Source organism: Streptomyces sp. NPDC002619, assembly GCF_042889305.1.
In the GTDB taxonomy this organism is placed as follows: Bacteria; Actinomycetota; Actinomycetes; order Streptomycetales; family Streptomycetaceae; genus Streptomyces.
In genome coordinates this window covers 184,622-202,618 of record NZ_JBIAQV010000008.1, presented here as the reverse complement: position 1 = coordinate 202,618, position 17,997 = coordinate 184,622, and the positions used below count along the sequence as shown (strand labels likewise).

Sequence of the window (17,997 nt, the reverse complement as noted above, 5' to 3'; positions counted from 1 at the left end):
GAGCAGAAAGAGACAACTTCGATCGCGCCGGGTTTGCGTCCGGTCGCCCACCGGGAATGCGGGTCCAGACGAGGCGTACGGCATGGGGGTGCTGGAGTGTCTGGAAGGACCGCTCCCGTTCCGGCACCCGCGGGCCCGCACCCGTTCCGGCAGTTCATCGTGAAGGTGCACGGGCGCTGCAACCTCGCCTGTCGCTACTGCTACCTCTACGAGGGCCCCGACCACACCTGGCGCAGCCGTCCCGCCGCCGCGCCGCCCGGGGTCCTCGGGCACACCGCCGCCCGTATCGCCGAGCACGCCCGCGCCCACGGCCTGACGACCGTGTCCCTCGTCCTGCACGGCGGCGAACCCCTGCTGGCGGGCGCGGACACCCTGGCCCGCTTCACCGACGATGTACGCGCCCGCCTCCTCACCGACTGCACACTTCAGGCCACCGTCCAGACCAACGCCACGCTCCTGACCGAGAAGCGCCTCGCGGTACTGGCCCGGCACGGCATCCGGATCGGCATCAGCCTCGACGGCGGTCTGCCCGCGCACAACGCGCGTCGAGTCGACCACGCCGGGCGCCCGTCCTGGCCCGCCGCAGCACGCGGGGCCCGGCTGGTCGCCGAGCGCTTCCCGCAGTCGTACGCCGGAATCCTCACCGTCGTCGACCCCACGCTGGACCCGGTGGAAACGTACGAATCCCTCCTCCGACTGCGCCCGCCCGTCCTGGATCTGCTGCTGCCGCACGGGAACTGGTCGGCGCCGCCGCCGCACTGGGAGGGCGTGCGGCACGGTGCGTGGCTGTGTGCCGTGTTCGACCGCTGGTGGACGGCCGGGCACCGGGAGACCCGGGTGCGGCTCTTCGAGGAGTGCCTCGCACTGCTGCTGGGGCTGCCGGCCGCCACGGAGTCCCTGGGGCTCGCCCCCTTCGACGCGCTCGTGGTGGAGACCGACGGGACGATCGAGCAGGTCGACTCCCTCAAGTCCGCCTACGAGGGCGCCTCGCGCACCGGCCTGGACGTCTTCCGGCACTCCTTCGACGAGGCCCTGCGCCACCCCGCGGTGGCCGCCCGGCAGTCGGGCGTGGCGTCCCTGGCCGAGGAGTGCCGGGCCTGTCCGCTGGTGAAGGTGTGCGGCGGCGGCCACTACGCCCACCGGTACCGGGCCGGACACGGCTTCCGGAATCCCTCCGTGTACTGCGCCGACCTCCAGCTCTTCATCCGTCATGTGGCCGAACGGCTCGCCGGGGACACAAGGCCCACCGGCCCGGTCCCGGTCGCGCTCGAGGGGGGCACCCCGTGATACTTCCGGAGGTCCCGGAGCGGGCCCTCACCGAACTCGGCCGCACCGAAGGCGGCGCCGACACGCTCGCGCTCCTCGTCCGCGACCAGGACACCAGACGGCTGCTCCTGCTGCGCGCCGTGCTCGACGCGGCCGAGGCGGCGGATCCGGCGGTGTGCCCCGCCGCCCTGAGGGCACGGCTGAGGGAGGACTGGGCGCTGCTGACGGAGGCGGACCGCGCGGCCCCGGCCGACGGCAGAGCCTCACCGGCCAGGGCGCGGCTCATCTATCCCCTGACGGGACCGTGGGCCCGGCGATGTCTGCGCGGGCTGCGGGGTGTGGCTCCGACGGACTCGGAGCGACGCGAACTCGCCCACGACCTGGCCTACTTCAGCGCCGTGGCCGCCGTGGCGGCGGCGCGTGCGGGAATCTCCTTCACCACCCCGCTGACCGCCCGTGAGGGTCGGCTCGCCCTTCCCTCCCTGGGCGTCCTGCGCACGGACGACAGGAATGACACGGTGGTCGAAGTCGCCCACGACAAGGGCGTCATGACGCTGCGCCGGCCCGACGCCCAGGACGTGATCGTGCACCTGGAGCGCGGCACCGGCGCCTGGTCCGCAGCGCTCGCCTGGACGTCGGCGTACGCGCTGCCCGGACTGCTGCCCGGCGCCGAGCCCATGCCCCTGGACGACCTCGACCCGTACCGCGTACCGCCGCGCGAGCCCGACCAGTACGCGCTCAGCGGCCCCGCGGCACCCGACGAGGCGGAGCGCAAGCGCTGGCTGCAGACGTGGTCCGGCACGGCCGCCGTACTGCGGACGGGCGGCGATCACCGGCTCACGGAGGCACTTGAGCTGCTGCGCTGTCTGGTCCCGCTGGAGATGCCGCCCGGCGCGGACGGCCGCGGCAGTTGCAGCGGGACCCGGCGTGAGGCGTTCGGTGCGCTCCTGAGCAGCGCACCGGCGACGCCCGTCGCCTTCGCCGCCACCCTCGTCCATGAGGTGCAGCACACCAAGCTGGCGGCGCTGTGCGAGATGGTGACCCTGCATCAAGCCGACCCCACCGCACGCTATTTTGCGCCGTGGCGCCCGGATTCCCGACCGTACGAAGGGCTGCTTCAAGGGGCGTACGCCCATCTGGCGCTCGCCGACTTCTTCCAGCGCCGCGCGCTGACGACGGTCCGGGACGGGCGCGAGTCCGCGTGGGCCCAGCACGCGCGCTATCGGGCGCAGGTCGGGGCGGCGCTGCCCGCACTCGTCGGCTCGCCCGACCTCACGGTCCGGGGCCGGACGTTCGTCGACGAGATGGTCGCCGCGTACGAGCGGATGGCCGAACACCCCGCACCGCGGGGGCACACGGCACGTGCGCGGGCGTACGTGAAGGCCGTGCGCGCCCTGTGGACCCAGCGTCAGACACCGGCGCCGCCCACGAATCGCTGAATCGCCGACCTAGGCCGCCTCGCTGCGCAAAGATCGTCGAGCCGAGGTGTTCGTTCTTGAAGTCGCCGGACTCCCCAGAGCCGCGCCGAGGTTCTAGGATTTTATGACTACGCGCTGGAGGCCGCTGCATGTCTGAAGCTCGTACCCCGGTCGGGTCGACCGGGAGGGGGACCGCGAGGCAGACCGTCACGATCAGCTTCGCGGGGTTCAACCGAGCCTGGGCGGCATGGATCGGGGACAGACTGGAGCAGCGCGGTCTGCGTGTCGTGTACCTGCGCTGGGACTCACCCGCGGAGGAGCCGCTGGAGAACCTGCTCCGCGACCTCGCCCTCGCCGAAGGCCGGATCCTCATCCTGGTCAGCGATTGGTACTTCCAACTCGGCCCGCGCACCCAGGAGGAGTGGAACACCGCCCTGCGCGAGGTCGTCGCGCCGGACCCCTCCCGGTTCGCCGCCGTGTCGATCACCAACGCCCCGCTGCCCACGGCCACCGCCGTCCTGGCACCGGCCGACCTGACCAACATGGGCCCGGACGAGGCCGACCGGCGCCTCCTCGACCGGCTGGACCTGCCGGCCGACATGCCGCTCGTGGCCGCCGGCTCCCGACGCCCGGTCCGCTTCCCCGGGGTCACGCCAGAGGTCTGGGGCGGCGTGCCCCGCCGCAACACCCGCTTCACGGGCCGCGAGCGCCTGTTGAACAACGCCTACCACCTGCTCCAGGACAGCGAGCCCGGCGCCGGCGTCCTCACGCTGCACGGCATGTCCGGCGTGGGCAAGACCCAGTTCGCGGCCGAGTACGTGTACCGGTTCGGCTTCGAGTACGACGTCGTGTGGTGGGTCAACGCGGAGAAACGGGTGACTTACCGCCGTCTCCTCGCCGAACTCGCCCCGAAACTCGGCCTGTCGACGGGCGCCGAGTACGGTGAGCGGCTGCGCGCTGTCCGGGACTCCCTGCGCCGCGGCGACCCCTATGCCCGCTGGCTGCTGATCCTGGACGGTGCCGACGAACCCGACCAGATCTGGGACCTGGTCCCCACCGGCCCCGGCCACGTACTGATCACCTCCCGCAACCCGGAGTGGGGCGAGCACAACGCCCGGCTCCTGGAAGTGCCGGTCTACTCCCGCGACGAGTCCGTGGCCTTCGTCCGCCGCCGCGCTCCTCGACTCACGGAGCCCGAGGCCGACCAACTGGCGGACGTCCTTGAGGACTTGCCTTTGCTGCTCGACCAGACGGCGGGCTGGCTGAACGACTCGGACCTGTCGGTGGACGACTACATCGCTCTCCTGGAGGGCGGGATCGACCAGGACGTGGTGAAGGTGTCGGCGGACTTCCCGCTCGCTTTCCAGACGGCGTGGTCGATACTGCTGAACAAACTCCGCGAGACCGTCCCCGAGTCGGTCGCCCTGCTCCGTCTGTGCACGTTCTTCGCACCGGGCTTCATCCCCGTACGGCTGCTCAAGGAGATGCCGCACGACGACCTGCCCGAGCAACTCAGCGGTCTGCTGGACGATCCGCTGCTGTGGAACAAGGCGATCAACCAGTTGCGCACATACTCGGTGGTGCGGCTGGAGTCGCACGAGTCGGCGTCCGACGAGGCCGTGTCCTCCGGCGAGTCGCTCTACCTCCACCGCATGGTCCACCAGATCGTCCACAAGGACATGCCGGACGAGGAGCACCAGGAGTTCATCGATGTGGTGCGGCGGGCGTTGGCGGCGGCGGATCCTGGGAGGCCCACCGAAACGCGCAACTGGGACGCGTACGCCGAGATCGTTCCGCATCTGAAGTACGCGGACGTCCTCAAGAGCAAGGACCGCCGAGTGCAGACGCTGGTGCTCAATTGCCTGCGCTACATGTACTTCGTGGGTGAGTACAACTCGGGGGTCAAGCTGGGCAGGCGGACATTGGACGCGTGGCAGCAACGGCTCGGAGAATCGCACCCGCGAGTCTGGGAAGCGACGTACCACTACGCCAACTTGTTGCGTTCCGCCGGCAAGTTCGTGGAGACGGAGGCCATCGACCGGGGCGCTGCGGAGCGCCTGCGCGAGGAACGCGGCGAGCGGGACCTGGACCGACTGCGGATGGTCGGCGGACTAGCGGCCGACCTGTGGAATCTCGCCCGTTACCACGAGGCACTGGAGCTCTGCCAGTGGCTGTACCCGACCTACAACGAACTCTTCGGCGAGCAGGATTCGCGGACGCTCAGCGCGCTGAACAACCTGGGCTTCTGTTTCCGGCTGCTCGGACGGTACGAAGAGGCCTGGGACATCGACCGGAGGACACTGGAGGCGCGCCGCCTGTTTCTGAAGGCCCTGCACCCCTTCACCCTCTTCTCAGAGGTGTCCTACGCCATCAATCTGCGGCTGCTCGGTCGCTACGGTGAAGCCGAGTCCATCCAGGCGAAGAACGTAGGCGAATACCGGCGCACCATGGGGAACGACAACCCCGGGACCCTGCGTGCCGAGCACAACATGGCACTGTGCAAGCTGCGTGGCGGGGACCGTGCCGAGGCAGCTGAACTCCTCACGAACGTGCTGGAGGGCTACGAACGCAAGCTCGGCGACAACGCCCTCGAAACCCTGGCCGCCGCCGTCAGCCAGAGCTGCTTCGCCCGCGAGCACGGCGACATCGACCAGGCCCGCGAGGCGTGCGAGTCGATCATCGCCCGCTACGAACTGCTGCTGCCCGAAGGGCACCCGTTCATCATCGGAGCCCGCGCGAACCACGCCCTGGTCCTGCGCAGTGTCGGCGAACGCGAGCACGCGCACGTACTGATCGAGCAGGCCCTCGCCGACATGACCGCCGCCGTGGGCGACAGCCACCCCTACACCCTCGGCTGCGCCATCAACGCCTCCGCGCTGCGCAACCTGGTCGGCGAGACGGAATCCGCGGCCGAGTTGAGCCGGGTCACGGTCACCCGTGCCACCGAGACCCTGGGCCGCACCCACCCCCTGACCCTCTCCGCCCGCATCGCCCATGCGGCCGACCTCCGGGGCCTGAGGGACCGTCAACAGGCCGAGAAGGTCGAGCAGGAGGCCCTGTCCGACCTCGTCGCCACCCTGGGCCCCCAGCACATCCACACCATCTCGGCCCGCTCCCGCAACCGGCCGTACTGGGACTTCGAGCCGCAGACCACCTGACGTCCCCTGCGACCCCCGGGGCGCATAACCCCGCGCGCCCTGGGGAAGGTACCGGGTCTCTCAACATGCCTGTAACACACGTTAGTTGAGCCAGGGGGACGTGTGATGATCATAGTGGGGCCCGTCCCGGAGGGTATGGACGGGCCCATTCCGGTCGCCGTCGAGACAGGGGTGCAGCCGCCTTCGGCCGACGGTCTCGATCTCGTGTACGGCGACGAGGCGACCCGGGACGGAGCTGCCCAGCGAGTCGTGCAGGTCGCCCGGGACGCCTACACCGAGGGCCTCGACCTGGCCCGCCGGTGCGCGGCGCAGGCGGTGCGGAAGTTCGGGGAACTCGGAGACGGCGTCAGGCCCGACGAGATCGAGATGCAATTGGCCATCAAGGTAGACGCTGGAGTGGCCGCTCTGGTCAAGAGCGGGGCCGAGGCGCAGCTTCAGGTCACGTTCCGCTGGCGGACCGCGGACGCGCCGGACGGGACGCCCAGCACTCCCGAAGGGACCGGTTCGTGAGCCGGACGACGAGGGGTGCGCGCATCCTGCCGTACTCCCGGGTCGTGGGGCAGGACGAACTGAAATTGGCACTGGAGCTCAACCACGTGGTCCCCCGGGTCGGCGGTGTGCTGATGGCCGGAGCGCGCGGGACCGCGAAGTCCACCCTGGTCAGGGCATTCGCCCTCATGGTCCACGGCGAGTTGCCTGTCACCCTGCCCATCAACGCCACCGACGACCGTGTACTCGGCGGCTGGGACCTCGACGCCCTGCTCAAGGGCGAGACCCGGCCGCAACCGGGACTTCTGGAGGACGCGGACGCCAAAGGACTGCTCTACATCGACGAGGTCAACCTCCTGGACGACCACATCGTCAACATCGTCCTGGACGTGGTCTCGACCGGTGTCCTGTCCGTTCAGCGCGAGGGTCTCGCCACCGCCAAGCACCTCGCGTTCGGTCTCGTGGGCACCATGAACCCCGAAGAGGGCGGACTGCGGCCCCAGTTGCTCGACCGGTTCGGACTGATGGTGACGGCGGAGCAGCTGGGAGTGGACGACCGCCACCGCATGATTCGTACGGTCCTGGACTTCGACGAGTACCTCGGTGGTGCCGGGGACGCCGGGTGGCTGGCCGACGCGGAGCGGGAGACCGCCGCCGATCGCGATCGATTGGAGATCGCCCGGCGTCGGGCACCGGAGGTCCAGGTCGCCGACGAGATACTCCGTCTCTGTGCCGAGGCCGCGGTCCGGGTGGAAGCCGTGGGGCAGCGCGGTGAGATCGTCGCCACCATGGCGGCTCGCGCGCTGGCGGCGTTGGAAGGAGCGGATCAGGTCGAGCCCCGGCATCTGCTGCGGGTACTGCCCATGGCTCTGCGGCACAGGCGGCCGGAGACCGCCCACGGCGGCACGTTCGGCTGGGGGCCTGATGACGACTCCCGCGTCAAGGACCTGTTCGAAACGGCCTGAGGCCCGTCATGACGACAGAACCGACGAGCCACGACCGCGCCTCCGACGCCAGGCCGGACGACCTCGCCCGAAGGCTCGCTCACGCCCTGGTCTGCTCGGCCGCCGAGCCCGCGTTGAACGGCGTCCTGCTCTTCGACCTCGATCCCCGGCTCATGGAGTCCGTCGCGCGGCTGTTCGCCGGCCTCCTCGCCGGTGGCACCGAAGCGGTCGGAGCACCGCTCATGCTGGGTTCCGACAGCCGTGACGAGGACTTGTGGACCCGCTCCCGTCTCCTCCGGGAGGCGGACGGCATCACCTTCCGCACCGAACCAGGCCCGCTCATCGAAGGAGACCGGCGTTCCGGGCCGCCACCCGTGGTGGTGGTGCCCGACCTGACGCGGCTCAGCGTCGCCGGGATGCGCGCGGCCGTCCAGCTGCTGGGTGCCGACGTTGCCGTGGTCGAGCGTACGGGGCTGCGCAGCGTGGCACGGCCACGGACGCGCTGGCTGGCCTCCTGCCGTACGGAGGACGTCGGGCGGCTCAGCCCGCACCTGCTGGACCGGTTCGCGGTACGCCTGCCGGCTGCCGGTCTCGTCCCGCCCCGACCCGAAAGCCTAATGGACGAGCTGCCGCCCGCCTGGCGCACTGCCGCCCGCGAGGGCGTTCCGGCGCTGCCGGTCGCCGACGACGCTCTCACCCGGGTACGGGACCTCCTGGGACCCGAGGCGAGTGCGCGCAGAGAGCTGGCGCTGGCCAGGCTCGCCCGCACCATCGCGGCCGTGGGTGGTGCGCACAGGGCCGAGGCGTGGCACGCCGACGCGGCCGCGCGGCTGATCGGGCTCGCACCGCCCGACGCACCGGACGAGCGAGAATCCGAGCCCCGTCCGGCGGACGCGTCCCCGAGCCCGACGCACCCCGGCGCGACGCCGTCAGACGCCGTCAGGAGACCGGCCACCGTCGACAGATCCCGGAAACGGCCCCCGATGCCCGGGGAGGCACTCCTGGAGACCGAACCCGCCGAAGGACTGGGTCCCGCACTCGGCGCGGCCCCGGCCGTACCTGCCACCCCGTATCCGGAGGACGAGGCCGAGGCGCTGCGGGACTTCGCCCCTTTGCGCAGCCCCTGGCAGCGCCGGGCCGGGACAGTCTCACCGCGCGGTGTCGTGGTCGGAACGAGACGGGCCAGGGACCTGCGGGACCTCGCCCTGGTCCGCACGGTCCGGGAGGCCGCCGTGCACCAGAAGGCGCGACGCACCGAGCAGTTCACCGTCTTGCCCGTCGACCTGCACAGCCACATCCGCGCCGGCACGCCCGAACGCATCCTCGTCCTTGTTCTGGACCACACATGCCGCGACGACTGGGACTGGCAGGACGCCCTGACGCCGTTCCTGCGATGGGCCTACACAGAGAGGGCCGCCGCACAAGTGGTCGAGATCGGCGGGGCCCATGCGGCGGACGAGCTCAGGGCCGAGGGCTTCACCGCCCGCAGCGTTCTCGATCCCCGCGTCATGGCCGCCCTGTACCGCCCGGCCGGACGCGCCACCCCGCTCGCCCATGGCATCGACCAGGCGGTGCAGACGTTGCGCCGGGCGTTCCGGCAGCACGGAGCCGGGCTGGCCGAGGCCTGGCTGGTCGTGGTCACCGATGGGCGCGGCAACGTCCCGCTCAGGACCAGCCGCACCGGGCGGCTGGACGGCGAGGTCGGCGGGGCAGGGGTGGAGGACGCCCTCGAAGCCGCCGCGGGTGTCGGAGCCATGGACAGAACGAGGCTGCACGTCGCCGTCATCGATCCGGCCAAGGAACCGTACGGCGACCTGCCCTTCGCGCTGGCCGACGCGCTGGGCGCGAGTGTGATCGCGGGGCGCGCGACGCCCGATCCGGCTGCGGGGGAAGGGAGCGCCGGTGAGCGCTGAGCCGCAGCGCAACCCTCGCTGGCTGACGGGAGCGGGCACCGTCATGCGTGGCGCGACCCTGCCCGGACTGAAGCTCGCTGCGCGCCGGGGAAGCGCATCCGTGCAGAGTCTGCGACGGTCGCACGAGGGGCCCGCCGGTCTCGGCCGCGCCGAAGTCCTGCCGGGCGCACGCCTGGAGGAGGGCTTCGCCCTGCTCACCGTCGTACGGACCACGGCGGCCGACGGATCGGACGGATACCGGCTGCACGGCTGGTGCGGAGGCGTGACGGTCGTGTGCGAGGCCGGCCCGACCAGGCTCTCGGCGCCCGCAGTGACGCTTGCCAATCTCCGCCGTGGCGACGGTCAGTTCCCGTCCGAGATCCTGCGGGGCATTCGGCTGTGGTCGCAGAACCAGCCCGAACTGGCCGACTGGCTCAACCGGATCCGGGCGCGGCACGGCGGGGCCCTGCGCCTGATCGTGTGGGACGACACCGGTTACGAACTCCCCTGGGAGCTGTTCTGGCTGCCCGAAGACCCCGAACGCGGTCTGGACGAAGGACTGTTGGGGTCTCTCGTCGTCACGGCCCGCTGGACGACGATGCACGATCTCGGCCAAGGGCTGCCGCAGGAGACGAGCGACTGCCAGGGCAGCGTCATCGGCTACCTCCATAACGACATGGCAGACGACGGCTCCGTATTCGCGCCCTACTCCCATCAACTGCACTTGGAGATGACGCCGTTCCTCCAGGCGCTCGATGCCTCGTCGGCGCGCACGGGTCTCGTCTACATGGGCTGTCACGGCACGTACGGCGACGCAGTTCCGTATCTCTCGCTCGGCGACCGCACCTGGGCCGAGTTCAACGGCGAGACCATGTACGTGCTCCGGCGCGACCGTTCCCTGGTCTGCCTCAACGCCTGTCACTCCGGCCGCTTCGTAGACAACCGCGCCCAGGGGGAGCGGGCGTTACGCGGTTTCGCGGAGCTCTTCCTGCGCAAGGGCGCGGGCGGCTGCATCGTCACCGCGGGAAAGGTCGGGGACCTGGAGGCCAGGGCACTCGTACGTAGCCTGGTTGCCGAGGTCGCCGCCCACCCGCAGCGCCCCGTACCGCACACGCTGAGGGCCTTCCGCGCCCGTGCCGTAGAGGAGTTCGGCCCTCTGGCGGCCATCCCGAGGGTGCGCAACGATGAGGGGCAGGTAGACAGAATCGGCCAGAAACGGGTTCTGCGACTCCTGTTCGCCTTCATGTTCCACTACTACGGACACCCGCAGACCACGCTCAGACTCACCGCGGGTGACGACGCGCCCAGGGACTCACGGCTGAGAGGCGGGCGGCGTGAGCGTTGACGAGCAGCCCCTCCTGATCGAGCCGGTCGTGGCCTGGCCCCGGCTGGCCGAGACAGGGTGCGACTATCTCGTCACGGTCGACCTGCGCGGCCCGCTCCCCACCCAGGAGGGTGGGATGCCTGCCTGGCCGTACCCGGAAGAGGAGTTCACCTTCACCATCACCCTGGACGGTTCCCCGTACTTCGTGTGCTCGGCCCTCGACGAACCCCGTGTGGTGCTGCACCGCTTCGGTGGCACCTACGGACCGGCACGCTTCCGGGTGTCGACGACATCGGAGCCCGGTACGGCCTCGCTCTGGCTCACCGTCAGCAACCAGTGGGGCGTCCCCGTACGCAAAGCGGAGCTCCGCACGGAGGTCAGGGAACGCCGCCCCGAGCAGGCCCCCGCAGCCAGACCCACTGACACCCCCCGCCGATTCACCCCCTACCAGCCGACGATGGCACCCCGCCCCGAGCCCGACCCGGTAGCCGGACACGCCGTCGCCCTTGTTCACGCCGGTGCCGACGGAGCCTGGGCGACCTGGATCGGTGACCTGCTGGAACGGTGTGGAACGACCGTCACGTACCAGCTCTGGGATCCAGGGCCAGGGGCATCGCTGGAGGAAGCCCTGACCGATCTGCTCCCGGCGTCGGGTTCCGTATTGCTGGTGCTCAGCAACCAGTTCCTCCGACTGGCTCCGTACCCGGACGAAGACTGGACCCACGCGCTGCGGACCGTCCTCGCACCGGACTCATCGCGCTTCGTGCTGGTGTGGACGGACTTCGCGCTGCCACTCCTCCAGGACGCTCGTCCGTTGGCGGCCGCCGGACTCACTGGCCTGGACGCGGCCGAGGCCGAGCGGCGGCTGCTCGAACGGTTGGGCCTGCCCGACGTGCCCGCGCTCGCCGAGCGTGAGGGCGACAGGCCTCGCTATCCGGCATCCCTGCCCGAGGTGTGGGGCGGTGTGCCGCGCCGCAATATCCGCTTCACGGGACGCGACTGGCTGCTGGACGAGGTCCACCGTCGGCTGCGTGCCCGCGACGGACGGCGCGTGCTCACGCTGCACGGCATGTCCGGCGTGGGCAAGACCCAGCTCGCGCTCGAGTACGCCTTCTGTTTCGCCGGTGAGTACGACGTGGTGTGGTGGGCCAATGCCGGAGCCAGGACGACGTGTCGGCGAGGTCTCGCCGAACTGGCCCCGAAACTGGGGCTGTCCACGGGTTTCGAGTACGGCCAGCGACTGCGCGCCGTACACGATTCCCTGCGCCGGGGTACCCCTTTCCCGCGCTGGCTGCTGGTGCTGGACAGCGCCGATGAACCGGCGGAGATCGGGGATCTGGTGCCACCCGGCCCCGGCCACGTACTGATCACGTCCCGCAATCCGGAGTGGCGCGATCATGGCAGCGCGCTCCTGGACATTCCCGTCTTCGAACGCCGTGATTCGGTGCGGTTCATCAGGCGCCGGGCGCCGCGGCTGACGGAACCGGAGGCCGACAGGCTCGCGGACGCCCTGGAGGATCTGCCGCTGCTGCTCGACCAGACAGCGGGTTGGCTCAACGACTCGGACCTGTCGGTGGAGGAGTACATCGCCCTGCTGGAGGGCGGCATCGGCGAAGCCGTGGTGAGCGTGTCGGCGGACTTCCCGCTGGCCTTCGAGACCGCGTGGTCGATCCTGCTCGACAGGCTCCGCAGCACCGTCCCGGAAGCCGTGGACCTCCTGCGCTTGTGTACCTTCTTCGCCCCGGGCTACATACCCGTACGGCTGCTCAGGGAGATGCCGCACGACGATCTGCCCGAGCAACTCGCGGGACTGTTCAACGATCCGCTCCTGTGGAACAGGGCGATCGACCAGCTGCGCCAGTACTCCGTCGTACGACTCGAATCGCACGAGGCCGCGCCGGACGAGGCCGCCCCTTCCGGCGAGTCGCTCTACCTCCACCGCATGGTCCACCAGATCGTGCGCCAGCAGGTGCCCGACGACCGACGGCGGGAGTTCGCCGATGTGGCGCGACGGGCCCTCGCCGCCGCCGACCCGAAGCGTCCCACCGACGCCCGGGTGTGGAACGAGTACGCGGAACTCGTCCCGCACCTGGGCTACGCCGACGTCCTGACGAGCGAGGACCCGGCCGTCCGGACCCTTGTCCTCAACTGCCTCCGTTACCTGTGGTTCGCCGGTGAATACGCGGAGGGTGTCGCGCTGGGTGAGCGTGCCATGGCGACGTGGCGGTCGCAGGTCCACGACACGGACCGGCTTATCTGGGAGCTGACCTACCACTACGCCAACCTGCTCCGTGCCACGGGCCGGTTCCAGGAGACCGAGGCTATCGATCGGGCAGCTGTCCAGCACCTGCGTGAGGAGCGCGGCGAGCACGACCTGGACCATCTGCGGACGGCCAGCGGACTCGCGGCCGATCTGCGCGGCCTCGCCCGCTACGACGAGGCCCTGGCACTGGACCAGCGGCTGTTTCCGGCCTACCGGGACCTCTTCGGCGAAGAGGACACACGGACCCTCAACGCCCTGAACAATCTGGGCTTCTCACTCCGGCTGCGCGGGCGCTACGAAGAGGCCAAGGACATCGACCGGCGGACACTGGACGCACGCCTCAGACTGCTGACGCGGCGGCATCCCTGGACCCTGTTCTCCGAGGTCTCCTACGCCATCGACCTCAGGCTGCTCGGCCGCTACTCCGAAGCCGAGGCCATTCAGGAGAAGAACGCGCGCGAGCACCGAGTGGTGCTCGGCAGCGACAACCCGGGGACCCTGCGCGCCGAGCACAACCTGGCCCTGTGCCACTACCGCACCGGCGCCCTGGCGAAGGCGGAACCGCTCATCTCCCGGGTGCTGGAGCTCTTCGAGTACAAGCTGGGCGACGCACATCTCGAGACGGTGGCCGTCGCCGTCAGCCGGAGCTGCTTCGCACGCGAGCACGGCGACCTCGACCGGGCACGTGAGTTGAGCGAGTCCGTGGTCGTACGGTACGAGGAGACACTCATCGCCGGGCACCCGTTCACCGCTGGAGCCCATGCCAACCACGCCCTGATCCTCGGCCGTTCGAGCGAAGTCGACCACGCACTGACCCTGATCGAGCAGGCCCTCGCCCACATGACACAAGCGGTCGGTCCTAACCACCCCTGGACGCTCGGCTGTGCCGTCAACGCCTCCGCCCTGCGGAATCTCGCCGGCGACATCGAAGGCGCGGCGGCGCTCAGCGAGGACACCGTCAACTGGGCTGCCGAGGCACTCGGGCGGGCTCACCCGCTCACTCTGGCGGCGCGCATCGCACGCGCCGCCGATCTGCGTGGGTTGCACCAACGCGGGCAGGCGGACAAGGCGGAGCGGGAGGCGCTCGCCGATCTCGATGCCACCCTGGGCCCCCAGCACATCCACACCATCTCGGCCCGCTCCCGCAACCGGCCGTACTGGGACTTCGAGCCGCAGACCACCTGAGCGAGCATCAGACAGTACGGCGATGGGCCCGGCCCCGGAGATCTCCGGGGCCGGGCCCATCGTTGTGTCGCAGTACCGCCGGAGGCGTTACGCCTCGAACACCTCACGCACCAGCTGCTCCTGCTCCGCCTGGTGGCGCTTCGCGGAGCCCACCGCCGGGGACGAGGAGTGCGGGCGGGAGATCCGGCGCAGGCGCTCGCCCTGCGGGACGTCCGCGCCGACCGCCAGGTCCAGGTGGTCGATCAGGTTCAGGGCGATGAACGGCCAGGCGCCCTGGTTGGCCGGCTCCTCCTGGGCCCAGAGGTACTTCTCGACGTTCGGGTACTTCGCGATCTCCGCCTGGAGCTCCGCACCCGGCAGCGGGTACAGGCGCTCGACGCGGATGATCGCGATGTCCGTGGCGCCGCGCTTGGTGCGCTCGGCCTCGAGGTCGTAGTACAGCTTGCCGGCCACGAAGACGACCTTGCGGACGGCGGCCGGGTCGACCGTGGAGTCGCCGATGACCGGGCGGAACTCGCCCGTCGTGAACTCCTCCGTCTTCGACGCGGCGGCCTTGAGGCGCAGCATGGACTTCGGGGTGAAGACCACCAGCGGCTTGTGGTGCGGGTTGTGCACCTGCCACCGCAGGAGGTGGAAGTAGTTCGACGGGAGCGTCGGCATGGCGACCGTCATGTTGTTCTGCGCGCAGAGCTGCAGGAAGCGCTCGACACGGGCCGAGGAGTGGTCCGGGCCCTGGCCCTCGTAGCCGTGGGGGAGCAGGAGGGTGACGCCGGACGTCTGGCCCCACTTCTGCTCCGCCGCCGAGATGTACTCGTCGACCACGGACTGGGCGCCGTTGACGAAGTCGCCGAACTGCGCCTCCCACATCACGAGCGCGTCGGGGCGGGCCAGCGAGTAGCCGTACTCGAAGCCCATGACCGCGTACTCGGACAGCAAGGAGTCGTAGACGTTGTAGCGGGCCTGCTCGTCGCCCAGGTACTGGAGCGGGGTGTAGTCGTCGCCCGTCTGACGGTCGATGAGGACCGCGTGCCGCTGGCCGAAGGTGCCGCGGCGCGAGTCCTGGCCGGACAGGCGGACCGGGGTGCCTTCCAGGAGCAGCGAGCCGATGGCCAGGGTCTCGCCCATGCCCCAGTCGATCGTGCCGTCCTCGACCATCGCCGCCCGGCGCTGCAGCTGCGGCAGCAGGCGCGGGTGGACGGTGAAGTGGTCGGGGATGTTGACCTGGGACTCGGCGATGCGCTTCACGACCTCCGAGGAGATCGCCGTCGGGACCGCGACGGGGAAGCCGTCCTGCGGCGCCGCCGCCGCCGGCGCGGTCGACGGCTGGGACGTGGCCTCACGGACCTCCGTGAAGACCTTCTCCAGCTGGCCCTGGTAGTCCTGGAGCGCCTGCTCGGCCTCTTCCAAGGTGATGTCGCCGCGGCCGATCAGGGACTCGGTGTAGAGCTTGCGCACCGAGCGCTTCTTGTCGATCAGGTCATACATCAGCGGCTGGGTGAAGGCCGGGTTGTCCGACTCGTTGTGACCGCGGCGGCGGTAGCAGATGAGGTCGATCACGACGTCCTTGTTGAACGCCTGGCGGAACTCGAAGGCCAGACGGGCAACGCGGACGACCGCCTCGGGGTCGTCGCCGTTCACGTGGAAGATCGGGGCCTCGATCATCCTCGCCACGTCCGTCGCGTACATCGACGAGCGCGAGGACTCGGGGGCCGCGGTGAAGCCGACCTGGTTGTTGATGACGAGGTGGATCGTGCCGCCGGTGCGGTAGCCGCGCAGCTGCGACATGTTCAGGGTCTCGGCCACGACGCCCTGGCCCGCGAAGGCCGCGTCACCGTGCAGGGCGACCGGCAGGACCGTGAAGTCCGTGCCGCCCTTGTTGATGACGTCCTGCTTGGCGCGGGCGATGCCCTCGATGATCGGGTCGACCGTCTCCAGGTGGGACGGGTTCGCGGCCAGGGACACCTTGATCTGCTCGCCGTCCAGGCCGGTGAAGGTGCCCTGGGCGCCCAGGTGGTACTTCACGTCGCCGGAGCCGTGCATCGACTTCGGGTCGAGGTTGCCCTCGAACTCGCGGAAGATCTGCGCGTACGACTTGCCGACGATGTTGGCGAGAACGTTCAGGCGGCCGCGGTGGGCCATGCCGATGACGACCTCGTCCAGGCGGGACTCGGCGGCCGAGTCCAGCACCGCGTCGAGCAGCGGGATGACGGACTCGCCGCCCTCCAGCGAGAAGCGCTTCTGGCCGACGTACTTCGTCTGCAGGAAGGTCTCGAAGGCTTCCGCGGCGTTCAGCCGGCGCAGGATGCGCACCTGCTCCTCGCGCTCCGGCTTGGTGTGGCTGCGCTCCACGCGGTCCTGGATCCACTTGCGCTGCTTGGGGTCCTGGATGTGCATGAACTCGATGCCGATGGTGCGGCAGTACGAGTCGCGCAGCACGCCGAGGATGTCGCGCAGCTTCATCAGGGACTTGCCGGCGAAGCCGCCGACGGCGAACTCGCGCTCCAGGTCCCACAGGGTGAGCCCGTGCTCGGTGATGTCCAGGTCGGGGTGCTTGCGCTGGCGGTACTCCAGCGGGTCGGTGTCTGCCATGACGTGGCCGCGGACCCGGTAGGAGTGGATCAGCTCGAAGACGCGGGCGGCCTTCGTGACGTCGTCGTCGTGGCTGGCGTCGATGTCCTTGAGCCAGCGGACCGGCTCGTAGGGGATGCGCAGCGCCTTGAAGATGTCGTCGTAGAAGCCGTTCTCACCGAGGAGGAGGTTCGCGACGGCACGCAGGAACTCGCCGGAGGCGGCGCCCTGGATCACCCGGTGGTCGTAGGTCGACGTGAGCGTCATGACCTTCGAGATGCCGAGCTTGTTGAGGGTGTCCTGGCTGGTGCCCTGGAACTCGGCCGGGTAGTCCATGGAGCCGACGCCCAAGATCACCGACTGGCCGGGCATCAGGCGCGGGACGGAGTGGACGGTGCCGAGGCCGCCGGGGTTGGTCAGCGAGACCGTGACACCGGTGAAGTCGTCCATCGTCAGCTTGTTGTCGCGGGCGCGACGGACGATGTCCTCGTAGGCCTGCCAGAACTCGAAGAAGTTCAGGGTCTCGGCCTTCTTGATGGCGGCCACGACGAGCTGGCGGTCGCCGTTGGGCTTCACCAGGTCGATGGCCAGGCCGAGGTTGACGTGCGGCGGCTTGACCAGGGTCGGCTTGCCGTCCTTCTCGCCGAACGACCAGTTCATCGACGGCATGGCCTTGATGGCCTGGACCATCGCGAAGCCGATGAGGTGCGTGAAGGAGATCTTCCCGCCGCGCGCACGCTTCAGGTGGTTGTTGATGACGATGCGGTTGTCGAAGAGCAGCTTCACCGGGACCGCGCGGACCGAGGTGGCCGTCGGCAGCTCCAGGGAGGCGTTCATGTTCTTCGCCACGGCCGCGGAGGGGCCGCGCAGCGTCACGTACTCCGGGCCCTCGGGGGCCTCGGTCGCGGGCGTGGCCTTCGCCGCCGGAGCGGGGGCCTTCGCCGGAGCCGGGGTCGGAGCCACGGCGGGCGCCGGCTTCGGCGCGACCGGAGCAGGCGCGGGAGCCGGGGCCGGCGCGGCGGCCACGGGCTGCGGGGCTGCGGGAGCCGGGGCCGGAACGGCCGGGGCGACCGGAGGAGCGGTCGGGGCCGCGGTACCCGCCGGAGCCGGGGCGGCAGTGGCGCCCGGCTTGTAGTCGGCGAAGAAGTCCCACCAGGCACGGTCTACCGAATTCGGGTCCTGGAGGTACTGCTGATAGATCTCGTCGACGAGCCACTCGTTCGGACCGAACGCAGCGGCGGGGTTCTTCCCGGCTTGGTCGTCGGTGGAGATGCTCGAGTTACTGGGGGACTGTGGCGACACGGCGGCAACCGCCCTCTTCCGCTTCACAAGGTGATGGACAGCGGGAATTAAGGCTACGCCTCCATGACCGGGAAGGTCAGGTCGGGCCGGTTCATCGTCGTGTAAGTCACATTGGAAAGCGTGTTTCGGGGGCTGAAATGGCGGGAAACAAACGAGGTTCGCCAGTGGGAGGCCTGTGGAAGGCATGC

General features: G+C 70.2%; 9 protein-coding genes. 8 read left to right on the top strand and 1 reads right to left on the bottom strand.

What is annotated here, in order from left to right; translation table 11 throughout:
- Positions 1-96: 96 nt before the first annotated feature.
- From ACFYXB_RS16505 to fxsT (ACFYXB_RS16470), 8 genes are all read left to right on the top strand, one after another.
- A complete protein-coding gene (locus ACFYXB_RS16505) occupies positions 97-1,287 on the top strand; it encodes an FxsB family cyclophane-forming radical SAM/SPASM peptide maturase (RefSeq protein WP_389582489.1) in 1,191 nt (396 codons plus the stop codon).
- Positions 1,287-2,705 (top strand): aKG-HExxH-type peptide beta-hydroxylase, encoded by a 1,419-nt coding sequence (locus tag ACFYXB_RS16500; protein ID WP_389582618.1) that lies wholly within the window; start codon positions 1,287-1,289, stop codon positions 2,703-2,705. The genes ACFYXB_RS16505 and ACFYXB_RS16500 overlap by 1 nt, the downstream gene beginning before the upstream one ends.
- Positions 2,706-2,833: 128 nt before the next feature.
- Positions 2,834-5,842, top strand: coding sequence for an FxSxx-COOH system tetratricopeptide repeat protein (gene fxsT / locus ACFYXB_RS16495; protein WP_389582486.1), 3,009 nt, complete (start codon positions 2,834-2,836; stop codon positions 5,840-5,842).
- Between the two features lie 105 nt (positions 5,843-5,947).
- On the top strand, positions 5,948-6,352 hold the full coding sequence (locus ACFYXB_RS16490; protein WP_389582482.1) for a CU044_2847 family protein: 405 nt from the start codon (positions 5,948-5,950) through the stop codon (positions 6,350-6,352).
- Positions 6,349-7,296: an AAA family ATPase gene (locus ACFYXB_RS16485; RefSeq protein ID WP_389582480.1), complete on the top strand. Its 948-nt coding sequence runs from the start codon at positions 6,349-6,351 to the stop codon at positions 7,294-7,296. Before ACFYXB_RS16490 ends, ACFYXB_RS16485 begins: the two co-directional genes overlap by 4 nt.
- 8 nt (positions 7,297-7,304) lie before the next feature.
- A complete protein-coding gene (locus ACFYXB_RS16480) occupies positions 7,305-9,188 on the top strand; it encodes a magnesium chelatase (protein WP_389582478.1) in 1,884 nt (627 codons plus the stop codon).
- Entirely contained in the window at positions 9,178-10,512 is a 1,335-nt protein-coding gene (locus ACFYXB_RS16475) for a CHAT domain-containing protein (protein WP_389582474.1), read from the top strand. Before ACFYXB_RS16480 ends, ACFYXB_RS16475 begins: the two co-directional genes overlap by 11 nt.
- Positions 10,513-10,948: 436 nt before the next feature.
- Positions 10,949-13,939: an FxSxx-COOH system tetratricopeptide repeat protein gene (gene fxsT, locus ACFYXB_RS16470; protein WP_389582616.1), complete on the top strand. Its 2,991-nt coding sequence runs from the start codon at positions 10,949-10,951 to the stop codon at positions 13,937-13,939.
- Between the two features lie 87 nt (positions 13,940-14,026).
- Here the strand turns inward: fxsT (ACFYXB_RS16470) and ACFYXB_RS16465 are convergent, their stop codons facing one another.
- Complete coding sequence (locus ACFYXB_RS16465) at positions 14,027-17,809, bottom strand: multifunctional oxoglutarate decarboxylase/oxoglutarate dehydrogenase thiamine pyrophosphate-binding subunit/dihydrolipoyllysine-residue succinyltransferase subunit (RefSeq protein WP_389582471.1); 3,783 nt, start codon at positions 17,807-17,809, stop codon at positions 14,027-14,029.
- Positions 17,810-17,997 lie beyond the last annotated feature (188 nt).

Excerpts from the sequence above, each read along its gene's own strand:
- fxsT (WP_389582486.1), top strand. The coding sequence starts at position 2,834 with ATGTCTGAAGCTCGTACCCCGGTCGGGTCGACCGGGAGGGGGACCGCG.
- ACFYXB_RS16490 (WP_389582482.1), top strand. The coding sequence starts at position 5,948 with ATGATCATAGTGGGGCCCGTCCCGGAGGGTATGGACGGGCCCATTCCG.
- ACFYXB_RS16480 (WP_389582478.1), top strand. The coding sequence starts at position 7,305 with ATGACGACAGAACCGACGAGCCACGACCGCGCCTCCGACGCCAGGCCG.
- fxsT (WP_389582616.1), top strand. The coding sequence starts at position 10,949 with ATGGCACCCCGCCCCGAGCCCGACCCGGTAGCCGGACACGCCGTCGCC.